Source organism: Natronomonas marina, assembly GCF_024298905.1.
Lineage (GTDB): Archaea > Halobacteriota > Halobacteria > Halobacteriales > Haloarculaceae > Natronomonas > Natronomonas marina.
On sequence record NZ_CP101154.1, the window covers coordinates 2528462 to 2545407 of the forward strand.

The 16946-nt window shown below is 70.1% G+C and carries 21 protein-coding genes and 1 tRNA gene; 8 read left to right on the forward strand and 14 right to left on the reverse strand.

Annotated elements, in window-relative coordinates:
• Positions 1-3: 3 nt before the first annotated feature.
• Entirely contained in the window at positions 4-717 is a 714-nt protein-coding gene (locus NLF94_RS13560; protein WP_254838156.1) for a CPBP family intramembrane glutamic endopeptidase, read from the forward strand.
• A 22-nt stretch (positions 718-739) separates the two neighbouring features.
• Here the strand turns inward: NLF94_RS13560 and NLF94_RS13565 are convergent, their stop codons facing one another.
• From NLF94_RS13565 to NLF94_RS13585, 5 genes are all read right to left on the reverse strand, one after another.
• A complete protein-coding gene (locus NLF94_RS13565) occupies positions 740-1888 on the reverse strand; it encodes a 5-(carboxyamino)imidazole ribonucleotide synthase (RefSeq protein WP_254838157.1) in 1149 nt (382 codons plus the stop codon).
• A gap of 98 nt (positions 1889-1986) precedes the next feature.
• Positions 1987-2502 (reverse strand): hypothetical protein, encoded by a 516-nt coding sequence (locus NLF94_RS13570; protein WP_254838158.1) that lies wholly within the window; start codon positions 2500-2502, stop codon positions 1987-1989.
• A gap of 132 nt (positions 2503-2634) precedes the next feature.
• Positions 2635-2709: transfer RNA gene (locus NLF94_RS13575), tRNA-Met, on the reverse strand.
• Positions 2710-2769: 60 nt separating this feature from the next.
• Positions 2770-3312 carry a GtrA family protein gene (locus NLF94_RS13580; RefSeq protein WP_254838159.1) on the reverse strand — a complete coding sequence of 181 codons (543 nt, stop codon included), beginning with the start codon at positions 3310-3312 and terminating at the stop codon, positions 2770-2772.
• The gene (locus NLF94_RS13585) at positions 3309-4097 is read right to left on the reverse strand and encodes a glycosyltransferase (protein ID WP_254838160.1); all 789 of its coding nucleotides are present in this window, start codon (positions 4095-4097) and stop codon (positions 3309-3311) included. Before NLF94_RS13585 ends, NLF94_RS13580 begins: the two co-directional genes overlap by 4 nt.
• A 96-nt stretch (positions 4098-4193) precedes the next feature.
• On the opposite strand from NLF94_RS13585, the gene NLF94_RS13590 reads away from it, so the two are divergent.
• Entirely contained in the window at positions 4194-6440 is a 2247-nt protein-coding gene (locus tag NLF94_RS13590) for a DUF2298 domain-containing protein (protein ID WP_254838161.1), read from the forward strand.
• Between the two features lie 74 nt (positions 6441-6514).
• The gene (locus NLF94_RS13595; protein ID WP_254838162.1) at positions 6515-7363 is read left to right on the forward strand and encodes a UbiA family prenyltransferase; all 849 of its coding nucleotides are present in this window, start codon (positions 6515-6517) and stop codon (positions 7361-7363) included.
• Between the two features lie 8 nt (positions 7364-7371).
• Here NLF94_RS13595 and NLF94_RS13600 read toward each other — a convergent pair whose 3' ends face one another.
• From NLF94_RS13600 to NLF94_RS13625, 6 genes are all read right to left on the reverse strand, one after another.
• Positions 7372-7914, reverse strand: a complete 543-nt coding sequence (locus NLF94_RS13600; RefSeq protein ID WP_254838163.1) for an NUDIX domain-containing protein — start codon at positions 7912-7914, stop codon at positions 7372-7374.
• A 58-nt stretch (positions 7915-7972) separates the two neighbouring features.
• Positions 7973-8215 (reverse strand): hypothetical protein, encoded by a 243-nt coding sequence (locus NLF94_RS13605; protein WP_254838164.1) that lies wholly within the window; start codon positions 8213-8215, stop codon positions 7973-7975.
• Positions 8216-8400: 185 nt separating this feature from the next.
• Positions 8401-8553 carry a hypothetical protein gene (locus NLF94_RS13610; protein ID WP_254838165.1) on the reverse strand — a complete coding sequence of 51 codons (153 nt, stop codon included), beginning with the start codon at positions 8551-8553 and terminating at the stop codon, positions 8401-8403.
• Positions 8554-8620: 67 nt separating this feature from the next.
• Complete coding sequence (locus NLF94_RS13615; RefSeq protein WP_254838166.1) at positions 8621-9802, reverse strand: redox-regulated ATPase YchF; 1182 nt, start codon at positions 9800-9802, stop codon at positions 8621-8623.
• A gap of 57 nt (positions 9803-9859) precedes the next feature.
• Entirely contained in the window at positions 9860-10231 is a 372-nt protein-coding gene (locus NLF94_RS13620) for an HAD family hydrolase (protein ID WP_254838167.1), read from the reverse strand.
• Positions 10232-10472: 241 nt separating this feature from the next.
• A complete protein-coding gene (locus NLF94_RS13625) occupies positions 10473-11570 on the reverse strand; it encodes a polymer-forming cytoskeletal protein (protein ID WP_254838168.1) in 1098 nt (365 codons plus the stop codon).
• 129 nt (positions 11571-11699) lie between these two features.
• Between NLF94_RS13625 and NLF94_RS13630 the strand changes: the two genes are divergently transcribed.
• From NLF94_RS13630 to NLF94_RS13640, 3 genes are all read left to right on the forward strand, one after another.
• Complete coding sequence (locus NLF94_RS13630; protein WP_254838169.1) at positions 11700-12194, forward strand: hypothetical protein; 495 nt, start codon at positions 11700-11702, stop codon at positions 12192-12194.
• Positions 12195-12366: 172 nt separating this feature from the next.
• A complete protein-coding gene (locus tag NLF94_RS13635; RefSeq protein ID WP_254838170.1) occupies positions 12367-12564 on the forward strand; it encodes a DUF5800 family protein in 198 nt (65 codons plus the stop codon).
• Between the two features lie 51 nt (positions 12565-12615).
• Entirely contained in the window at positions 12616-13611 is a 996-nt protein-coding gene (locus tag NLF94_RS13640; protein WP_254838171.1) for an alcohol dehydrogenase catalytic domain-containing protein, read from the forward strand.
• A 183-nt stretch (positions 13612-13794) separates the two neighbouring features.
• Here the strand turns inward: NLF94_RS13640 and NLF94_RS13645 are convergent, their stop codons facing one another.
• Positions 13795-14007: a DUF1178 family protein gene (locus NLF94_RS13645; RefSeq protein WP_254838172.1), complete on the reverse strand. Its 213-nt coding sequence runs from the start codon at positions 14005-14007 to the stop codon at positions 13795-13797.
• Positions 14008-14336: 329 nt separating this feature from the next.
• Between NLF94_RS13645 and NLF94_RS13650 the strand changes: the two genes are divergently transcribed.
• The gene (locus NLF94_RS13650; protein WP_254838173.1) at positions 14337-14480 is read left to right on the forward strand and encodes a hypothetical protein; all 144 of its coding nucleotides are present in this window, start codon (positions 14337-14339) and stop codon (positions 14478-14480) included.
• Between the two features lie 111 nt (positions 14481-14591).
• On the opposite strand, the gene pan1 is transcribed toward NLF94_RS13650, so the two are convergent.
• Positions 14592-15809, reverse strand: coding sequence for a proteasome-activating nucleotidase Pan1 (gene pan1 / locus NLF94_RS13655; RefSeq protein WP_254838174.1), 1218 nt, complete (start codon positions 15807-15809; stop codon positions 14592-14594).
• A 167-nt stretch (positions 15810-15976) separates the two neighbouring features.
• Between pan1 and NLF94_RS13660 the strand changes: the two genes are divergently transcribed.
• Positions 15977-16240, forward strand: coding sequence for a winged helix-turn-helix domain-containing protein (locus NLF94_RS13660; RefSeq protein ID WP_254838175.1), 264 nt, complete (start codon positions 15977-15979; stop codon positions 16238-16240).
• A gap of 3 nt (positions 16241-16243) precedes the next feature.
• On the opposite strand, the gene NLF94_RS13665 is transcribed toward NLF94_RS13660, so the two are convergent.
• The gene (locus tag NLF94_RS13665) at positions 16244-16918 is read right to left on the reverse strand and encodes a hypothetical protein (protein WP_254838176.1); all 675 of its coding nucleotides are present in this window, start codon (positions 16916-16918) and stop codon (positions 16244-16246) included.
• Between the last annotated feature and the right edge of the window lie 28 nt (positions 16919-16946).

The window sequence follows — 16946 nt, forward strand, 5'->3', positions numbered from 1 at the left end:
CCGATGGCAACCCTCCACCCGCGACTGCCGACCGCGGAGTCGCTCCGTCCCCTCGAGGGCCGCGTCCTCGAGAGCGCCGTCCTGGCGCTGCTGCCCGTCGTCCTCACCTCCGCCGCCTTCGCGGCCCACGCCGTCCTCGTGGGACCGGGGCGGGAGTACACGGCGGTCGACGCCTCGCTCGTCTACGGGGCGGCGCTGGCGGTCGTCGGCGCCGGTCTCTACATCAGGCTCTCCGGGGCGGCGCGGCGGGCCGTCTTCGCCTTCGACCGCCCGGACGGGCGGGAACTGGCGGCCACGCTCGCGGCGTTCGTCGTCGGTATCCTGCTGTTCCCGGTCGTCACCGCGGCCGCCGAGGTCGTCGGTCTCCCGCCGATGGGTGGCTTCGACTACGCGCTGTCGGACCCGGTGACCGTCGCCATCGTCGTCGTCGGCAGCGTCGTCCTCGCGCCGCTCGTCGAGGAGGTGCTGTTCCGGGGCTACCTGCTCGGCGCGCTGCTGGCCCGCGGGCTCCACCCCGCCGTCGCCGGTGCGGTCGTCGTCGTCCTGTTCGGCGCGATGCACATCGTCAGTCTCGGACCGACGGGCGTCCTCTTCACCGCCGTCTGGGGCGTCCTCCCGACCGCGCTGCGACTCTACTTCGACGACCTGACGAGCGCGTGGCTGTTGCATCTGCTCAACAACGCCTACGCCTACGTGCTCGTGGTGGCGCTGTTCTGAGGGAGCGGACCCCCGGCGACGGTCACTCGAACGTCAACCCGTCCCGGAGTTCGCGTGCCCGCTCCAGCAGCGTCTCCGCGTCCGAATCCGCGTCCGAAAGCGTCACGTGGCCCATCTTCCGCAGCGGCCGGACCTCGCGCTTGCCGTACCAGTGCAGCGACGCCTCCGGCGTCGACAGCACCGACTCGACGCCGGACAGCTCCGCGGGTTCGGGCGACTCGATGTCCCCCAGGATGTTCGTCGTCACGGAGGGCGCGCGCCGCTCGGCCGACCCCAGCGGCCACCCCAGCACGGCGCGGGCGTGCTGTTCGAACTGGGAACTGTGGGCGCCCTCGATGGTCCAGTGGCCGGAGTTGTGCGGCCGGGGCGCGATCTCGTTGACGAGGATGCTTCCGTCCCGTGTCTCGAACAGTTCGATACCGTAGACGCCGCGGCCGTCCAGGGTCTCGAGGACGTCGAGGGCCACCTCGCGGGCGCGCTCGCGGACGGCCGCACTGGTCCGGGCCGGTGTCACGAGTTCCCGGAGGATTTCCTCCTCGTGGACCGTCTCGGTGACCGGGAAGGCCCTGACCTCGTCGTTGCCCTTCACGCCGATGACGGCCAGTTCGCGCTCGAAGTCGACCAGTTCCTCGGCCAGCGCCGGCCCGGTCTCGGCGATGGCCTCGTCGGCCTCGTCGGGGCCCTCGACGGGGAAGTTGCCGCGGCCGTCGTAGCCGCCCTCGCGGGCCTTCAGCATCAGCGGCCAGCCGAGTTCCTCGCCGGCCGCCCGGAGTTCGGCCGCGGTGTCGACGCCTCGGAACGCCGGGACCGCGATTCCGGCGTCGGCGAGCGCGCGGTTCTGGACCAGTTTGTCCTGGATGGTCCGCAGCGTGTCGGGGTCGGGGTGGACCGGCGTCCCCGTCGCCTCACTGACCCGCTCCATGGCGTCCGGGTCGGCCAACTCGATTTCGAAGGTGAGGACGTCGGCACGCTCGGCGAGTTCGCGGATGGCGTCGTAATCGTCGAAGTCGCCGACGACCTGGTCGCGGACCACCGGCGCGGCCGGGCAGTCCGGCGTCGGGTCCGAGACCACCACCTCGACGCCGAGAGGCCCAGCCGCCTCCCCCAGCATCCGGGCGAGTTGGCCGCCGCCGACGACGCCCAGCGTGGCCGCAGGTGTCGTGTGAGTCATGGATGGTCGTCGAGGCGGGGCCACCGAGAAGGTTGCTGTTCGGGGTCGGAACGCCGTTCGTACGCGACGACCCCGGCGTGCGACTGCGGCGAGCGGCGCTAGCTGTCGACCGGGTCCGTGAATCGCATCACCAGCCGCTCCGGTCGACGGACGTGCCGGAGGCCGACCCCTGCGAGGAAGCCGATAGTCGCCAACACCAGCCCCTCGACCACCACCATGTCGTACACGTTGTGGGCGGAAACGAGCCCCACGTAGTCGTCGATGCCGTAGACTATCCAGAGCTTGGCGCCGACGGCCGGAGCGAGCCCGAGGATCAGACTCGGCAGGTACCCTCTGTTGAAGTAGGCATGGCTGGCGCTCAACGTAATCACGAACAGATAGCCGGGTATCCACCACCAGCCGTGGAGCTCCGTCATTGGCGACACCTCAAACGCGACACTGATGTCGAGAAAGGGGTTGAACTCGCGTAGCTGGATAAGGTTCTGGAGAGCCAGGTACTCGTTGACCGTCGCGAAGCAGAACAGCACCAGCGCCGCCACGAGCGCCGCCGCGGTCACCTGGCGCGTATCGCCCACGAGCAGTCCCCAGCGGGTCTCGTCCGTCTCGCCTGGCATAATATAATCCTACTCGTTGTCGGATAAAAAGCCTGGTGGAGAGGGTCGCAGCACGACGTTGGAACCGTGCGTCGAGACGCTACCCGACGGTGGTCGGCGAAAACTGTCGACGAGAACGGCCGCGAACGGGAGTAGCGGGAGGACGATTTGAACGTCCGGTCTCCGGGTTATGAGCCCGGCGGAATCTCCTGGCTATCCCATCCCGCTACCTTCCCGTAACCCGGTGCGCCAATTAAGGGTTGTGATATGCGTGCCGTCCGGGGAATCCTACCGTGCGTCCTGCACCCGCCACGTCACCAGCGATTCGGCGACGTAGTTGAGCGTCATCCCGACGCCGATGGCGATGCCGTTGGCGACGGTCGGCCACAGGTTCGCACCGCCGACGACGAGGGTGACGTCGGTCAGCGACGTGAGGACGAACAGCGCCCCGAAGGCGACCGACAGCCCGCCCAGCCGGACGACGTGGGACTTGCCGTACCGGCGGAGGAGCGACCCCAGGCCAGTCTCGCCCTCGTCGGCGAACGTCCAGCGGTCGTTCAGCAGGAACATCAGCGTGATGGAGGCCTCGGCGCCGACGGCCTTCGCGGCGAGCGGCGGCGCCGTCACCGCGAGCAAGCCGGTCGTCAGAAGCGCGACGATGATGGTCTCCAAGGTCGCGCCCGCGACGCCGACGGAGACGAACTGGCCGATGCGGTCGGCGGCCACCAGCGCGCGGGCGCGGTCCTGGAGGAGTTCGACCGGCCCTGGCGCGGCCCCGTCGGCCGAGGCGTCGCTGGCTTCCGGGCGGTCGTCGGGGTCGGCCGTCGTCACTGCCCGTGGCCTCCCCGCTCCTCCGGCGTCCGGTCGACGAGCGCCGTCTCCTCGCGCCGTGCGGCGATGGCCCCGTGCAGGCGGCTGTCCTGCAGGCGCTTTGCGCGGTGGCGGGCGGTCAAGAGCGCCGCCCCCAGATCGAGCGCGGTCGACACCGGTTCGACGGTCGAGCCGGGCTGGTCCTCCCACTCGATGGGGACCTCCCGGACCCGACACTCCAGCGCGGCGGCCATCGCAACGAGTTCGACGTCCCAGGCGAAGCCGGGTTCGTAGAGGTGGTCCCGGACGGTCGCCCAGGCTTCGGCCCGGATGGCCTTCGCGCCGCACTGGTAGTCGTAGAGGTCCGCGGCGAGCAGCCTTCGGGCCAGCCACGCAAAGCCGTCGCCGAGGAACCGGCGGGCGAACGTCTGGTGGCCGACCACCTCGGCGTCGGGGTGGCGGCGGGAGCCGACCGCGAGGTCGATGTCGTCGAGGGCGCCGACGACGCGGGCCATCTCCGGGGCGGGGGTACTCCCGTCAGCGTCGGCGAAGGCCAGCCGGTCGGTCGAGAGCGCCTCGAACCCGGCGGTGACGGCGGCGCCCTTCCCGCGACGGTACGGGACCGTGTTCACCTCGAGGCCGGGCACCTCGATGGCGGCGACGGCCTCGACGGTGGCGGCGGTCGGGTCGTCGAGTTCGAGCCGGAGGGCGGCGGGGTCGAGTTCGGTGACCAGCTCGCGGAGGTACGCCTCGAGCCGGTCGACATCGGGACGGAAGGCGGGGACGACGATCCCGAGGCGGGTCATGGAAGCCCCTCGCGCCCGTGCCAGCAAAAGCGGTTCGATTCGGCGAAAACGTCGACTCCGCAAGAGGTATACGGGGCGACGCCGGCGATTGTGGTGATGGAATACGGGCTCGTCGTGCTGTGGCTCGCCATGTACCTGATACTCGGGCTGGCCGCGCTCCCGCTCGCGGCCGCGCTCTTTCCTCGACTCGACGGCCGCGGGGCGATTTTCGCGATTCCGGTCGGTCTCGCCGTCGTCGCCGTCGTCGGCCACCTCGTCGGCCATCTCGCCTTCGGGTGGCCGGCACTGCTGGCCGGTCTCGCCGCGGTCGTCGGCGCCAGCGCCGTCCTCGGCGACGCCGACGCCGTCGAGGAACGCGCCTACGGCGAGGCGTCGGCCGTCTTCGCGGTCGCCTTCCTCTTTCTGGTCGCCATCCGGTCCTTCAACCCCGCAATCGCGCCGCTGCCGGTCGCCATCGGCGAGAAGATGCTCGACTTCGGGCTGGTCCAGTCCTCGCTGCGGGCCGGGGCGCTGCCCCCCGATGACATGTGGTTCGCGGGAAAGGCCGTCCAGTACCACTACGGCGGGCACATGCTGTCGGCGCTCTTGACGCGCCTCACCGGGACGGGGCCGCAGTTCGCGTACAATCTCGCCCTGGCTGGCTTCTACGCGGCGCTGGTCACCGCGGCCTACGGGCTGGCGGGCGCCGTCGCCGCCGCCCGCGACGTCCCGCGCCGGGCGGCGGCCGGTCTCGGCGCGTTCTTCGTCGGCGTCGCCGGCAACCTCCACACCGCCGGCCAGGTGGCCGGGTGGCTGCTCCCCGGCGACCTGGTGGCGGGGCTGCCGGGCGTCCCCGAGAGCGCCGCCTCGTGGAACCCCTCGGCGTTCTCCTACTTCGACGCCAGCCGCGTCCTCCCGGTCCGCCCGGACGACCCCTCCGTCGACTTCCTGGCCGCGACGGAGTTCCCGCTCTTCGCCTGGCTCAACGGCGACCTGCACGCCCACATGATGAGCCAGCCATTCCTGCTCCTCTCCGTCGCGCTGCTGTTCAGTTACTGGCGCGCCGAACCGTCGACCCGACGGCTGGTGCTGTTCGGCGCGCTGCCGCCCGTCGTGGGGCTGGTCGCCCTGTTCAACCTCTGGTCGTTCCCGACCGCGCTGGGGGTGACGTTCCTGGCGCTCGCCTTCGCCCCCGGCGACGCGACGGCCCTGTTCGGGTCGTACGGCGAGGGCATCTTCGAGGACCGCGGGCCGGTCGGCGAGGAGGCGGCCCGCCTCGGCGTCGCCGCCCTCGGGACCGTCGCCGTCTTGCTCGGCGCCCTCGCGTGGACGCTGCCCTACTGGGTCGGCGTCGTCGCCGGCGGTCCCGACCAGACGCTCGCCTACTGGGAGCCGTGGACGCCGCTGGGACCGCTCCTCGTCGTCCACGGGGCCTTCCTCGCGGTCTTCGCGGCCTACCTCGCCCGTCGGCTGGCGACCGGGCGGGTCCCTCCGGCGGCGGTCCTGCTCGGCGGACTCGGCCTCCTCGCGGTCGTGACGGTCCTCGGGGCGCCCGCGCTCGGCCTGACGCTGCCCTTCCTGCTGGGGGGCTGGTGGCTGCTGCGGACCCGCCCGGAGACGGGCTTTCCGCTCGTGCTCGTCGTCGCCGGGGCGGGGCTGGTCCTGCTCGTCGAACTCGTCACCATCGAGGGCGAGCGGTTCAACGTCATCTTCAAGCCGTACGCCCACGTCTGGCTGCTCTGGTCGGTGGCGGCCGCGGTACTGTTGCCGATGCTGGCCCGGGGCCGGCCCGCGCTCGGTCTCGACGTCGACCGGGACCGCCTCCGGAAGACGGGAACCGTCCTCACCGTCGCACTCGTCGCGCTGACGGGGCTGTACGCCGGCTTCGCGGTGCCGGCCGCGGTGGACAACGAGCCGGTCGGCGCCGACGGCCCGACGCTGGACGGGACGGCCTACGCGGGCGCACTCTACCCCGATGAGGCCGCCGCCATCGAGTGGCTGAACCGGCAGCCCGGCCGCCGGACCATCGTGACCGCCGCCCCCGGCGGCTACCGGTGGCAACCACAGGAGGGCAAGGGCGCCTCCGCGCCCGCGAGTCTCACCGGACATCCGACCGTCCTCGGGTGGTTCCACGAGCGACAGTACCGCGGCGACGAACCCTACGAGAAGCGCCTCGCCGACGTCCGAACCATCTACCAGGGGTCGACCGACGAGCAGTCCGACCTGTTCGACCGCTACGATGTCCGGTACGTCTACGTCGGGCCCGCCGAGCGCAACCGGTACGACGTCGCGGTTACCGACCACCCGGACCTCGATGTGGCCTTCCGGGAGGGCGACGTCACGATATACGAGGTCCAGCGCTGACGCGGCGGGCACGGACACCCCGCGCGGGTCGCCCCCGTCCGTAGAATAATGTGGGTCGCTACCATAGTGAGAACATGGCAATCGCACGCCACGGCGGCGGAGTCCGGGCGGACGTCGGGGCGCTGGTCTCGCAGGTCCACCCCGTGTTCATGCTGCCGCCGCTGGCCGCCTCGGCGTTCGGCGCGGTGCTGGCCGACCGACTCGACGCCGCGCTACTGGCCATCCACCTCACCGCCGCCTTCGCCGCCCTCTACACGGCCCACATCAAGGACGGCTACGTCGACTTCTACCGCCGCGGCGAGGACGACGACCACCCGCTGTCGGCCGTCGGCTGCCGGGTCGCGCTGGCCGGCGCCACAGCCGTCTTCTTCGCCTGCCTGCTCGCCATCGGCGCCCTCGTGAACGCGTGGGCCGCGCTGCTGACGCTTCCGGGGTGGGTCATCGGCTACCTCCACGCGCCCCAGCTGGACCTCAATCCGGTCGGGGCGACCGCCGGCTACCCCGCCGGCATCGCCTTCGCGCTCCTGGGCGGCTACTACGTCCAGGCGACCGCACTCACCGCCCGCGTCGTCGCCTTCGCCGTCGTCTTCTTCGTCGTCCTCAGCGGCATCAAGACCGTCGACGACGCCAAGGACTACGAGTACGACCGCTCCATCGGCAAGCGGACCGTCGCCGTCGTCCTCGGTCCCGGGCGGGCCCGCCGGTTCGCCTACGGCCTGATGGCCACCGGGATGGTCGTCGTGGTGGCGCTCGCGGGTATCGGGGTCTTCCCGCCGGCCAGCGCCGCCGCACCCGTCGTCTTCGGCGTCGTGGCGGCCTTCGCGTGGCGGGCCGGCGAGGACGACGGCCTGGCGACGAAACTGCTCATCCGGGGGTCGTATCTCTTTCTGGCGGTGCTGGTGGCGGCGGTGTGGCTCGGGTAGCGCGACGGTCAGCCCTCCCCGAGGTCGTCGATGGCCTCGAGAACCTGCTCGCGGCCCGACGCCCGGAGCCGCGGGGACTCGCGTCGAATCTCCTCGCGAGACCAGAACCGGGCGTCGGCCGCGTCGTCGGCCGCCTGCAGTGTGCCCGCCGTCGCGGCGGCCGGCACCGCGTAGTTGAACGACACCATCGCGGCGCCGCCCTCGAACTCGAGGAAGCCGTCACCGACGAGTCGCAGGTCAGCCGCCGTGGCCGACAGCCCGGTCTCCTCTCGGAGTTCGCGGGTCGCACACGCCGCCGGCGACTCCCCGCGCTCGACGTGGCCGCCGGGGAGCGCCCACTCGCCGGCGTGCGGCGCCGCGCCGCGCTCGATCAACAGCGCACGGTCGCCGTCGACGACCGTCGCCTGGGCGACCGGCACCGGGTTGCGGTACAGCCGCAGGTCGCAGGCCGGACAGTGCGGCACCGCTCGCCCCTCGACCGTCTCGGTGTCGAGGTCGGCGCCACAGGTCGGACAGTAGTCCACCCGGTCGGTCTCGGCGGTCCACGCCATGACGGCCGCGGGTACGCCGGGCGCGCAGTTAGCCCTGGGGGTCGCGGTGCCGGGCGCCTCAGAGCGGTTCCTCGCAGTGGTGACAGGCCTCGGCGTCCTCGTCGTTCGGGGCGCCGCAGCCCTCGCAGTTGACACTAGTCGTGGCGGTCGAGTCCGACCCCCCGCTCGCCATCTCGACGAACCCGGCGACGATGAGCACAAGCGGTATCGCCACGATGCCTATCGGGCCGGCTACGAGGATGAACCCCAGCGCGACGAAGGTGAGAAATCCCGAGAGGACGAGCTTGCTTCCCGTGTCCATATATTTCTGACTCTGGCTATGAAATATAAGTTTTCCGGAGCACGGTGTGGTCTCACCGAGAGCATCCCGCGGAGAGCGGTAGCTGCAGCGGTTTCGGCTCACGACGGCGCTATCGCCGCGGCTCTTCGGTGGCCTCGGCCGAAAGAAGGTCGAAGGTTCGAGTCGAGCGACGCGCCGGGGTTTGGCTACTCGTCCGGCGCTTCCTGCTCCTCGTCGCCGCCGTCGGTCAGCACCTCGGTCTCGACGCTCGCCTCCTCGTTGACGAACGACGGCTCCTCGTCCTCCGATTCCTCGCGCTCGAACTCGCGTCGGTCACGCAGGTCGAATCCGTGGCACATGGTACACTCCCGCAAAGGGCTGGTGATACTAATACGCACGGTCCGTCGAAGCGCTTGCTGGAACCCGCTAGTTCGCCGTCGAGACGACCTTGATGACGTCGCCCTCGGAGAGGTCGTGGTCCTCGCCGACACGGCGGCCGTCGCGGGCGTCGACGGCGTGGAGGTAGCCCTCGCCGATGTCGGAGTGGACGGCGAACGCGAGGTCGGGCGGCGTGGCGTCGTTCCGCAGGAGGAACGCATCGGGCAGGACGTTGCCCTGGCCGTCGGTCCAGCGGGTCTCGTTCTGGACGGGGTACACCGTGATGCGGTCCAGCAGGTCGTAGACGGCCTCGTCGAGGGCGGCCTGGACGCCGGTGCCGCCGAACTCGACCATCACCTCGCGGACGCGCTCGAGGCCCTTGGTCTGCGCGTCGGAGAGTTCGCCCGTGATTTCGAACTCCTCGTCGCCTGGGTCGTAGTCGACGACGCCGGCCTCGACGGCCTTCCGGAGCGCGAGTTCGCCCTCCGCGGTGGCGGCGACGACGCGGTCGGCCGCCTCCCGGAGTCGCTCGACGTTGCCCTCGGGCGCGACGTCCGCCTTGTTGGCGACGACGACGATGGGCTTGGTCCGCTCCCGGATGCGCCGGGCGAGTTCCTCGCGGTCGGCGTCGTCCCAGGCCATCGGGTCCGTCGAGTACTCCATCTCCCGCAGGACGGCCATCACGTCGTACTCGGTGGCGCCGACGCCGGTGAGGACGTCGGTCAGCGCGTCCTCGAAGTCGAACTCCGGGGAGCGGGAACCCCGCTCGACGGTCTCCCAGTTGTCCTCGACGATGGAGGCCAGCCACAGGTCCATCTCCGTCTCGACGAACTCGACGTCCTGGACCGGGTCGTAGGAGCCGGCCTCGACGGGTTCGCCCTCCTCGTTGGTGCCGCCGGAGGCGTCGACGACGTTGAGAATGACGTCGGCGTTCGACAGCGCGTCGAGGAACTGGTTGCCGAGTCCCTTCCCCTCGTGGGCGCCGGGGACGAGACCGGCCACGTCCAGCAACTCGACGGGGACGTAGCGCTTGCCGTCGTGGCAGTCGTCGTTGCCGCACCGCTCGTCGAGGTCCAGGCAGGGACAGCGGGTGCGGACGTGGCTCACCCCCCGGTTGGCGTCGATGGTCGTGAAGGGGTAGTTACCGACGTCGACGTCGGCCATCGTGGCGGCCTTGTAGAACGTCGATTTGCCGGCGTTGGGCTTGCCGGCCAGAGCGACAGAGAGCATACCCACCCTCGGCGGGGCGGGCCGAATTGCCTTTCGGTCGGGCCGCGCGTCGCCGGACTACCACGGGAGCGACGCGGGCAAATCGCCGAACCCCTCGCCCTCGTAGCGGCGGGCGCTCCAGCCCGCCGCCGCCGCGCCCTCGACGTCGTCGTCGCTGTCGCCGACCATCGCGTAGGCGTCGGCCGGAAGCCGCTCCTCGGCGAGCCGGTAGGGTGCGGCGGCCGGCTTGTGGGCGCCCGCCTCGTAGGAGACGACGACGGCGTCGAAGTGCTCGGCGAGGCCGCTGGCGTCGAGTTTCGCCCGTTGCCACGCCGGGACGCCGTTCGTGAGGACGCCGAGCCGGTGGCTCCCGGCCAGCCGCCCGAGGTCCGCGCCGGCGCCGGCCGGCGGCTCGCAGGCCGCCAGTTCCCGCTCGAACAGCGCCGCCACGAGCGGGTCGGGGTCGAGCCCGGTCGCCCGGAATCCCCGGCGATAGGGGGTCCGGCTCCAGCGCCGCGAACGCGTCGAGGAACGCCTCCTCGTACGTCTCCAGCCACGGTTCGCGCACCTCGCCGTGAACGTCGCGGAAGGCGTCGGCCAGCAACGCGGGGTAGTCGCGGGTGACGTGGAGGAGCGTGTCGTCGAGGTCAAAGAACAGGGCACGCATACCGCGGCGTTCTCGGACGGGTGGTTACTGCTTTTCGGCTTCCGCGATGACGCCCTCGACGTCACCGTCGCCGTTGGTCGCCGCCGCGCCGACCGCGTCCCAGTCGACGTCGCTCTCGGCGAGCGGGACGACCGCGGGCGTCGTCTCGACGTCGAGGTCCCCCTCCCCGAGGGGGACGACGGCGGCCTCGGGAGCGGTCTCGTCCCTCGGTGCGTCGTCGGCGCTCGCCCCGTCGGTCGACGCGTCGTCGACGGCTCCCGGCCCGTCGTCGCGTCGGGAGTCGGCTCCCTCGGTGACGGCCGTGACGTTCGTCTCGCCGCGGGCGCGGATGGCGCCGTCGACCTCGGCGGCCTCCGAGAGGTCGCAGTCCTCACAGGAGATGTCGCCGCGGACGTGGGCGTCGGGCGCGACGACGACGTCGCCGCCCTTCGTCGTCACGTCGCCGTGGACGACGGTTCCGGCGCCGACGCGAATGTCCTCCTTGGCGCGGAGGCTGCCGAATATCTCGGTGTCCGCGCCGACCTCGATGTCGGTCGCGCGGACGTTGCCGTGCATCCGGCAGTCGTCGCCGACGGTCGCGGGCGTCGAGACGCGCCAGGCGTCGTCGGAGACGTTCGCGCCCCGGGGGATGACGACGGGGTCGACCTCCCGGTCGTCGGCGAGGAACTCCTCTGCGACCTCCTCGGCGGCCTCCTCCTCGCCGATGCGGAGCAACTGCGAGAGGTAGACGAACAGGAAGACGATGGTCGGCATCGGGTTGCGGATGACGATCCAGCCGTTGGCCTCGAAGCCGCGCTCGATGTCGACGTCGTCGCCGATGTCGAGGTCGCCCGAGACGATGAGCTGGCCGGTGATGTGGACCCGCTCGCCGAGGTAGGCGTCCTGGCCGACGAGGACGTTGCCGTCGACGTCGCACCACATGTCGAGTCGGCAGTCGCCGTCGGCCTCGATGTCGCCGCCGAAGGTCACCCGCTCGCCGGCGATGACGTTGCCGCCACGGACGCCCAGCTCGACGTCGCTCTGGCCGCCGACCAGCACGTCCCCCTCGGTGACGAGGTCGTGCTCCTGAACGTGCGTGCCGTCGGGAATCGCCAGTTCCTCGAGCGGGTCGGAACCCAGCACGGTGGACAATCACGCGTGCCCCATATTAAAACCACCCCGGGGCGTCAGACGTGCGTCCGACGCGACGCGGCACGCGTCCCGGCCGCACCCACTCGGTATTTTTATGCGGGCAGGTGTGCAGATACGGGTATGGCGGAGCCGAACGGCGCGGGGGGAGAGGGACCACCGGAGCAGCAGCGCGAGGCGGCCCGCTCGCTGCTTGAGTCCGTCGTCGACACCGCCTCGCCCGGCGCCACCGTCTCGTTCCGCAACACCGATTTCGGTCCGTCCAACGGGACGCTGGGATTCAGTTACCGGAACGGTTCGCTGATGGTCGAGTACCAGGCCGACGTCAACGCCGCCGACTCCCACCCGGACACGACCGCGGCGACGAGCGAACTGATGGAACTGAACGACCACACGCCGCTGTCGGCGGCCGGCGAACCCTACGCCGCCGTCCAGCGCAGCGCCGTCGAGTTGGTCGCCGACACCGTCGCCGGGGCGCCGGACGCGGCGGCGCTGGAGCCCGTGACGGTGTGGCCGGTCACGAACGACCCCGGGCTCTACAGGGTCGGTTACGAGGTGCCCAGCCGGGAGTTCCTCTATGCGGTCGCGTTCAAGATTCCCCCCTCGGCGATGGAGTGATGCCGTCGGGTACGGAATCCGACGTTCGGCCCACACGCACTTATGTCAGGTGCCCGAACCCCCACGTCGGGGCCGTCGATGCGCCCGCCGTGGCGCGCCCCCGCGACGGGGAGGGGAAACTCCGTCGCGTTCTCAACGCACCGCTTATACGTGGCAGCCGCCAAGCGAGGACATGACCGTTCTGTCGTTCGACGAACAGGGAGTCGAGGTGATCTACGAGGGCACCGAGTTCCGGCTGGAGGCCGACCTCATAGAGGAGGCCACCCACAAGGACTACCCCGACGTCACCGACCACGAGGTGCTGCAACTCGTCGAGGAGGACCCCGCGCTCTCCTCGGAGCCGCGACGGATCGCGGAGATACTCGACTGACCTCGGCCGGCCACCGGAACGCTCTTTGTCCGTGCCCCGGGCTACCGACCCATGCGAGCGGCGCGCTTCCATCCCGGCGAGGGGCTCCGAATCGAGGACGTAGCGCGGCCGTCGGTCGGCCCGGGCGAGGTGCTCGTCGAGGTGGCCGGCTGCGGCGTCTGTCACTCCGATCTGCACGTCATGGACGGGGACATCCCCCTGGTCGAGCCGCGAGTGCTGGGCCACGAGGTCGCCGGCACGGTCGCAGAAACCGGCGAGGGCGTCGCCCTCGACGCCGGGACGGAGGTGGCCGTCTTCGGCGGGTGGGGCTGCCGGAACTGCGAGACCTGTGCCCGGGGCGCCGACCAGCTCTGTAACCTCTCGAACTGGCTCGGCATCGGTCACGACGGCGGCTACGCCGAGTTCCTGCGGGTGCCGACGGCGGACTACTGCCTGCCGCTCGACGGTCTCGACCCGGTCGAGGCGGCGCCGCTGACCGACGCTGCCCTCACCGCCTACCGCGCGCTCCGGCGGGCCGAGGTGGGTCCTAGCGATTCCGTCGCGCTCGTCGGCATCGGCGGCCTCGGCGAGTTCGGCGTCCAGCTGGCCCGGACCTGGGGCTGTCGGGTCGTCGCCGTCGACCGGGTGCCGGCGAAACTGGACCGCGCCGAACGGCTGGGCGCCGACGCGACCGTCGAGACCGGGGGCTCGGTCCCGCGGGCGGTCAAGGCCGCCGCCGACGGGCCGGTCGACGCAGTCGTCGACTTCGTCGGCGTCGATGAGACGCTGCAGTGGGCATCGAACGTCCTCGGCGCCGACGGACACCTCGTGCTCGCGGGCATCGGCGGCGGCACGCTCGACTTCTCGTGGAACCCTCTCGTCGGCAGCGAGGTGACCTACCGGACCGTCCAGTGGGGTACGTCGGCGGAACTGCGGGACGTGCTGGCACTGGCCCGGCAGGGCCGCATCACGGCGGACGTAGAGCGGGTCGACCTGGCCGAACTACCCGATACCTTCGACCGACTGGCGGCCGGCGACGTCGCAGGCCGTGCCGTCGTCGTACCGTAGAACCGCGGGTTCGGGCGGCGGCGACCGACCGGTCGTGGCCGGTGCCGGCCGGTGGTCGGCGGGCCCGACGGCTCGTACTGCCGGCTGTAATTACGTGCAGGCCGTTTCGTGAGGTTCGACAGTAACCGTTCTGTACGGTCTGATTTCCGCCACCACTGGTTTGGATAGTTACAGCCGGCAGTATCAGAACTCGAAGTACATGTAGAAGCCGTGGCCGTTCGGACAGCAGGACTGCCGGCGCTTCCGTCGCCCGGCGTTCTCGCCGGTGTAGGCGTCGTCGAGTTCGGGCGAGGGGCTGGCGCTTATAACCGGATCGGTCGTCGACCGCGGGAGTCCGACGACGGTGGTGGCGCCGCACACGGGGCACGTTACCATTCCACGTGTAAGTTGCTCCATACCGCCACTCCCGCGAGAACCGTAATAACTGTACGGTACCGTTCAAGCGAGGAGTAACGCCTTTCGATTACCCGGTCACGCCGCGGCCGGCGCTCAGTGCGCATCACCGCGAACCGATTCTGGTGAGAGTCTCCTGGGGCGGCAGTAATCGATACGCATTTCGAGTTATCCACCGGGCTATAGTCGGACCGGAGCGCGGTGGCCCGCCGGGAGCGGTCGACGGCGGGCGTGACCCCCGTGGGTCGGACAGTCTCCGCCGACGTCGCGGGCCGTGCCGCCGTGGTTCCGCAGAGCGGTACATCTAAGGGACAGCGACCGAACGGGAGCGTATGAACGTCGCCGACCTCAGAGAGGAGTACGACCACCCCGCCTGGTTCACGGCCGCCGGGACCTTCCTCGCCTACGGGCTCGTGCTGGCCGTGATGACGCTCCTGCTGTTCGGACTGCCGTGGCTGATTTTCACGCTGCTGTAGGGCGGTCCCCGTCACGGGCGAATTCGTAAACGGAGTACCCGCAGTCGAGACGCATCGGGAGGCAAGTATCAGCGAGCGGCGCGAAGCGCCGAGAGGAGGTGCAGAAAGCGGCTACGCGAAGGTCTTCGAGATTTCGGCCTCGGCGGCGTCCTCGGTCTGCTGGATCTTCTCCCAGGCGTCCTCGAAGTCGGCCATCTCGACCTCGGTGCGGTCGTCGCGGATGGCGTACATGCCGGCCTCGGTGCAGATGGCCTTGATGTCGGCTCCAGAGGCGTCGGCGGCGACGTCGGCCAGTGCCGTGTAGTCGACGCTGTCGGCGACGTTCATCTCGCGGGTGTGAATCTTGAAGATGATCTCCCGTCCCTCGCGTTCGGGCTTGGGCACCTCGATGAGGCGGTCGAAGCGGCCGGGCCGGAGGATGGCCCGGTCGAGCATGTCGAAGCGGTTGGTCGCGGCGATGATGGATATCTGGCCGCGGTCCTCGAAGCCGTCCATCTCCGAGAGCAACTGCATCATGGTCCGCTGGACCTCGGCGTCGCCGGAGGTCTTCGACTCCGTCCGTTTGGCGGCGATGGCGTCTATCTCGTCGATGAAGACGACGGCAGGCTCCTGCTGGCGGGCCAGCTCGAAGAGGTCGCGGACGAGCTTCGCGCCCTCGCCGATGAACTTGTGGACGAGTTCGGAGCCGGCCATCTTGATGAACGTGGCGTCGGTCTGGTTGGCGACGGCCTTCGCCAGCATCGTCTTGCCGGTGCCCGGCGGGCCGTGCAACAGCACGCCCGACGGCGGGTCGATGCCGACCTCGTCGAACATGCCGGGGTTCTCGATGGGCATCTCGACGGTCTCGCGGACCTCCTCCATCTGCTCGTCGATGCCGCCGATGTCCTCGTAGGTGACGTCGGGCGACTGCTCGACCTGCATGACCCGGGCGCGGACGTCCGTCTCGTCGTCGAGTTGCTTGACGACGGACAGGGAGTTGTTCACCGCGACGCGGTCGTCGGGGTCGAGCGACTCCCGCATCTCGTCGGTGACCTCGGTCAGCGCCTCCTGGTTGTTGCCGTGCTGTTTGATGATGACGCCCTCGTCGGTGAGTTCCTGGACGGTGGCGACGAACAGCGGCGACTGTTTGAGCTTCTTGTTCTCGTGGGTCAGCCGCTCGAGCTTCTGCTGGTACTTGTTGTTCTCCGCGTTGGCGTCCAGCAGCTTGTCGCGCATCTCCTCGTTTTGCTGTTCGAGTATCTCGAGGCGTTCCTCGAGCGCCTCGACTTTCTCCTGCTGTGACGCGTCGTCCTCGTAGGGGAGGTCGACGTCGTCAACAGTATCGGTCATTAGTGGATCGTAGCGCCCGCGGTTACAAGAGACTTCGGGTAGCCTCACCGCCCCGACGAGGGTGGAAAATCCCGGGACTGCGACCCGTCCCGCGGGACGTGTTATTACTTTTGGAAATAATAACGAAGAGTAAGTATTATCCCCCGTCATCGTAAATGGGCGGACACATGAGTGCGAGCGAACTCGACGTGGAGGGGGACCCCGGCGGCTGGGAGGCGGTCGCGGAGCTACCCCCGAGCGCGAAACTGGTCGCGAAGGTGCTGGAGTACAACGACCGGCTGACCCAGAGTCAGCTAGCCGAGGAGACGATGCTGCCGCCGCGGACCGTCCGGTACGCGCTCACGCGGCTCGAGGAGGTCGACGCCGTCGACTCGCGGTTCTCCTTCACCGACGCACGAAAGCGCGTCTACACCCTCGCCATAGAGGAGTGATCCTTACCTCGGAGCGGCCTCGCTGGAGTCGGTATCGAACCGGCGCCTGTACTTGATCGTCGTCAGGAGAATTGCCGGCGTGCCGACCAGCGTCGGGCCGACCCAGCGGAGCAGCGGCGGCAGCATCGTGAGGTTCACCGTCACCGCAGCCGTGACGGTGGCGATGTAGCCGCCGCCCATGAAGACGATGTGTTTGAAGAACCACTCCCGCGGCTCCGGCGAGGGTCGGTAGACGGAGCGTATCTCGCGGCCGGCCAGCGCCAGACCGATACCCCCGAACGTCATCAGTGCGACGCCCAGGGAATCCCCGCCGAGCAGGTCGTAGCCGCCGAGACCGACCATGCCGAGCCCGAACCCGACCATCGTCAGGTGACCGGCCCAGTCGACCGACGCGGCCTCGCCCGGTTCCGGGCGCTTCCGGGACAGCACCCGGTAGCCCGCGAAGACGAGGTAGCCGCTGAAGACGGCGATGGAAAACAGGAAGTAGTCGGCGTCGACCGCGGCGAGCGGCAGCGCCGTCACCACGACCACTCCCATCGTCGCCGCGTAGACGCGGCCGGCACGACGGTGCCACAGCCCACCCTTCCGGGTCCCGATTGCCACGAGCCCCGAAAGCAGCGCGACGACCCCCGCCACGACGTGGACGCCCAGCAGGGCGCCCAGCAGTTCCGAAATCACGACGGTAGGTTCCGCTCGGAAGGCGTTA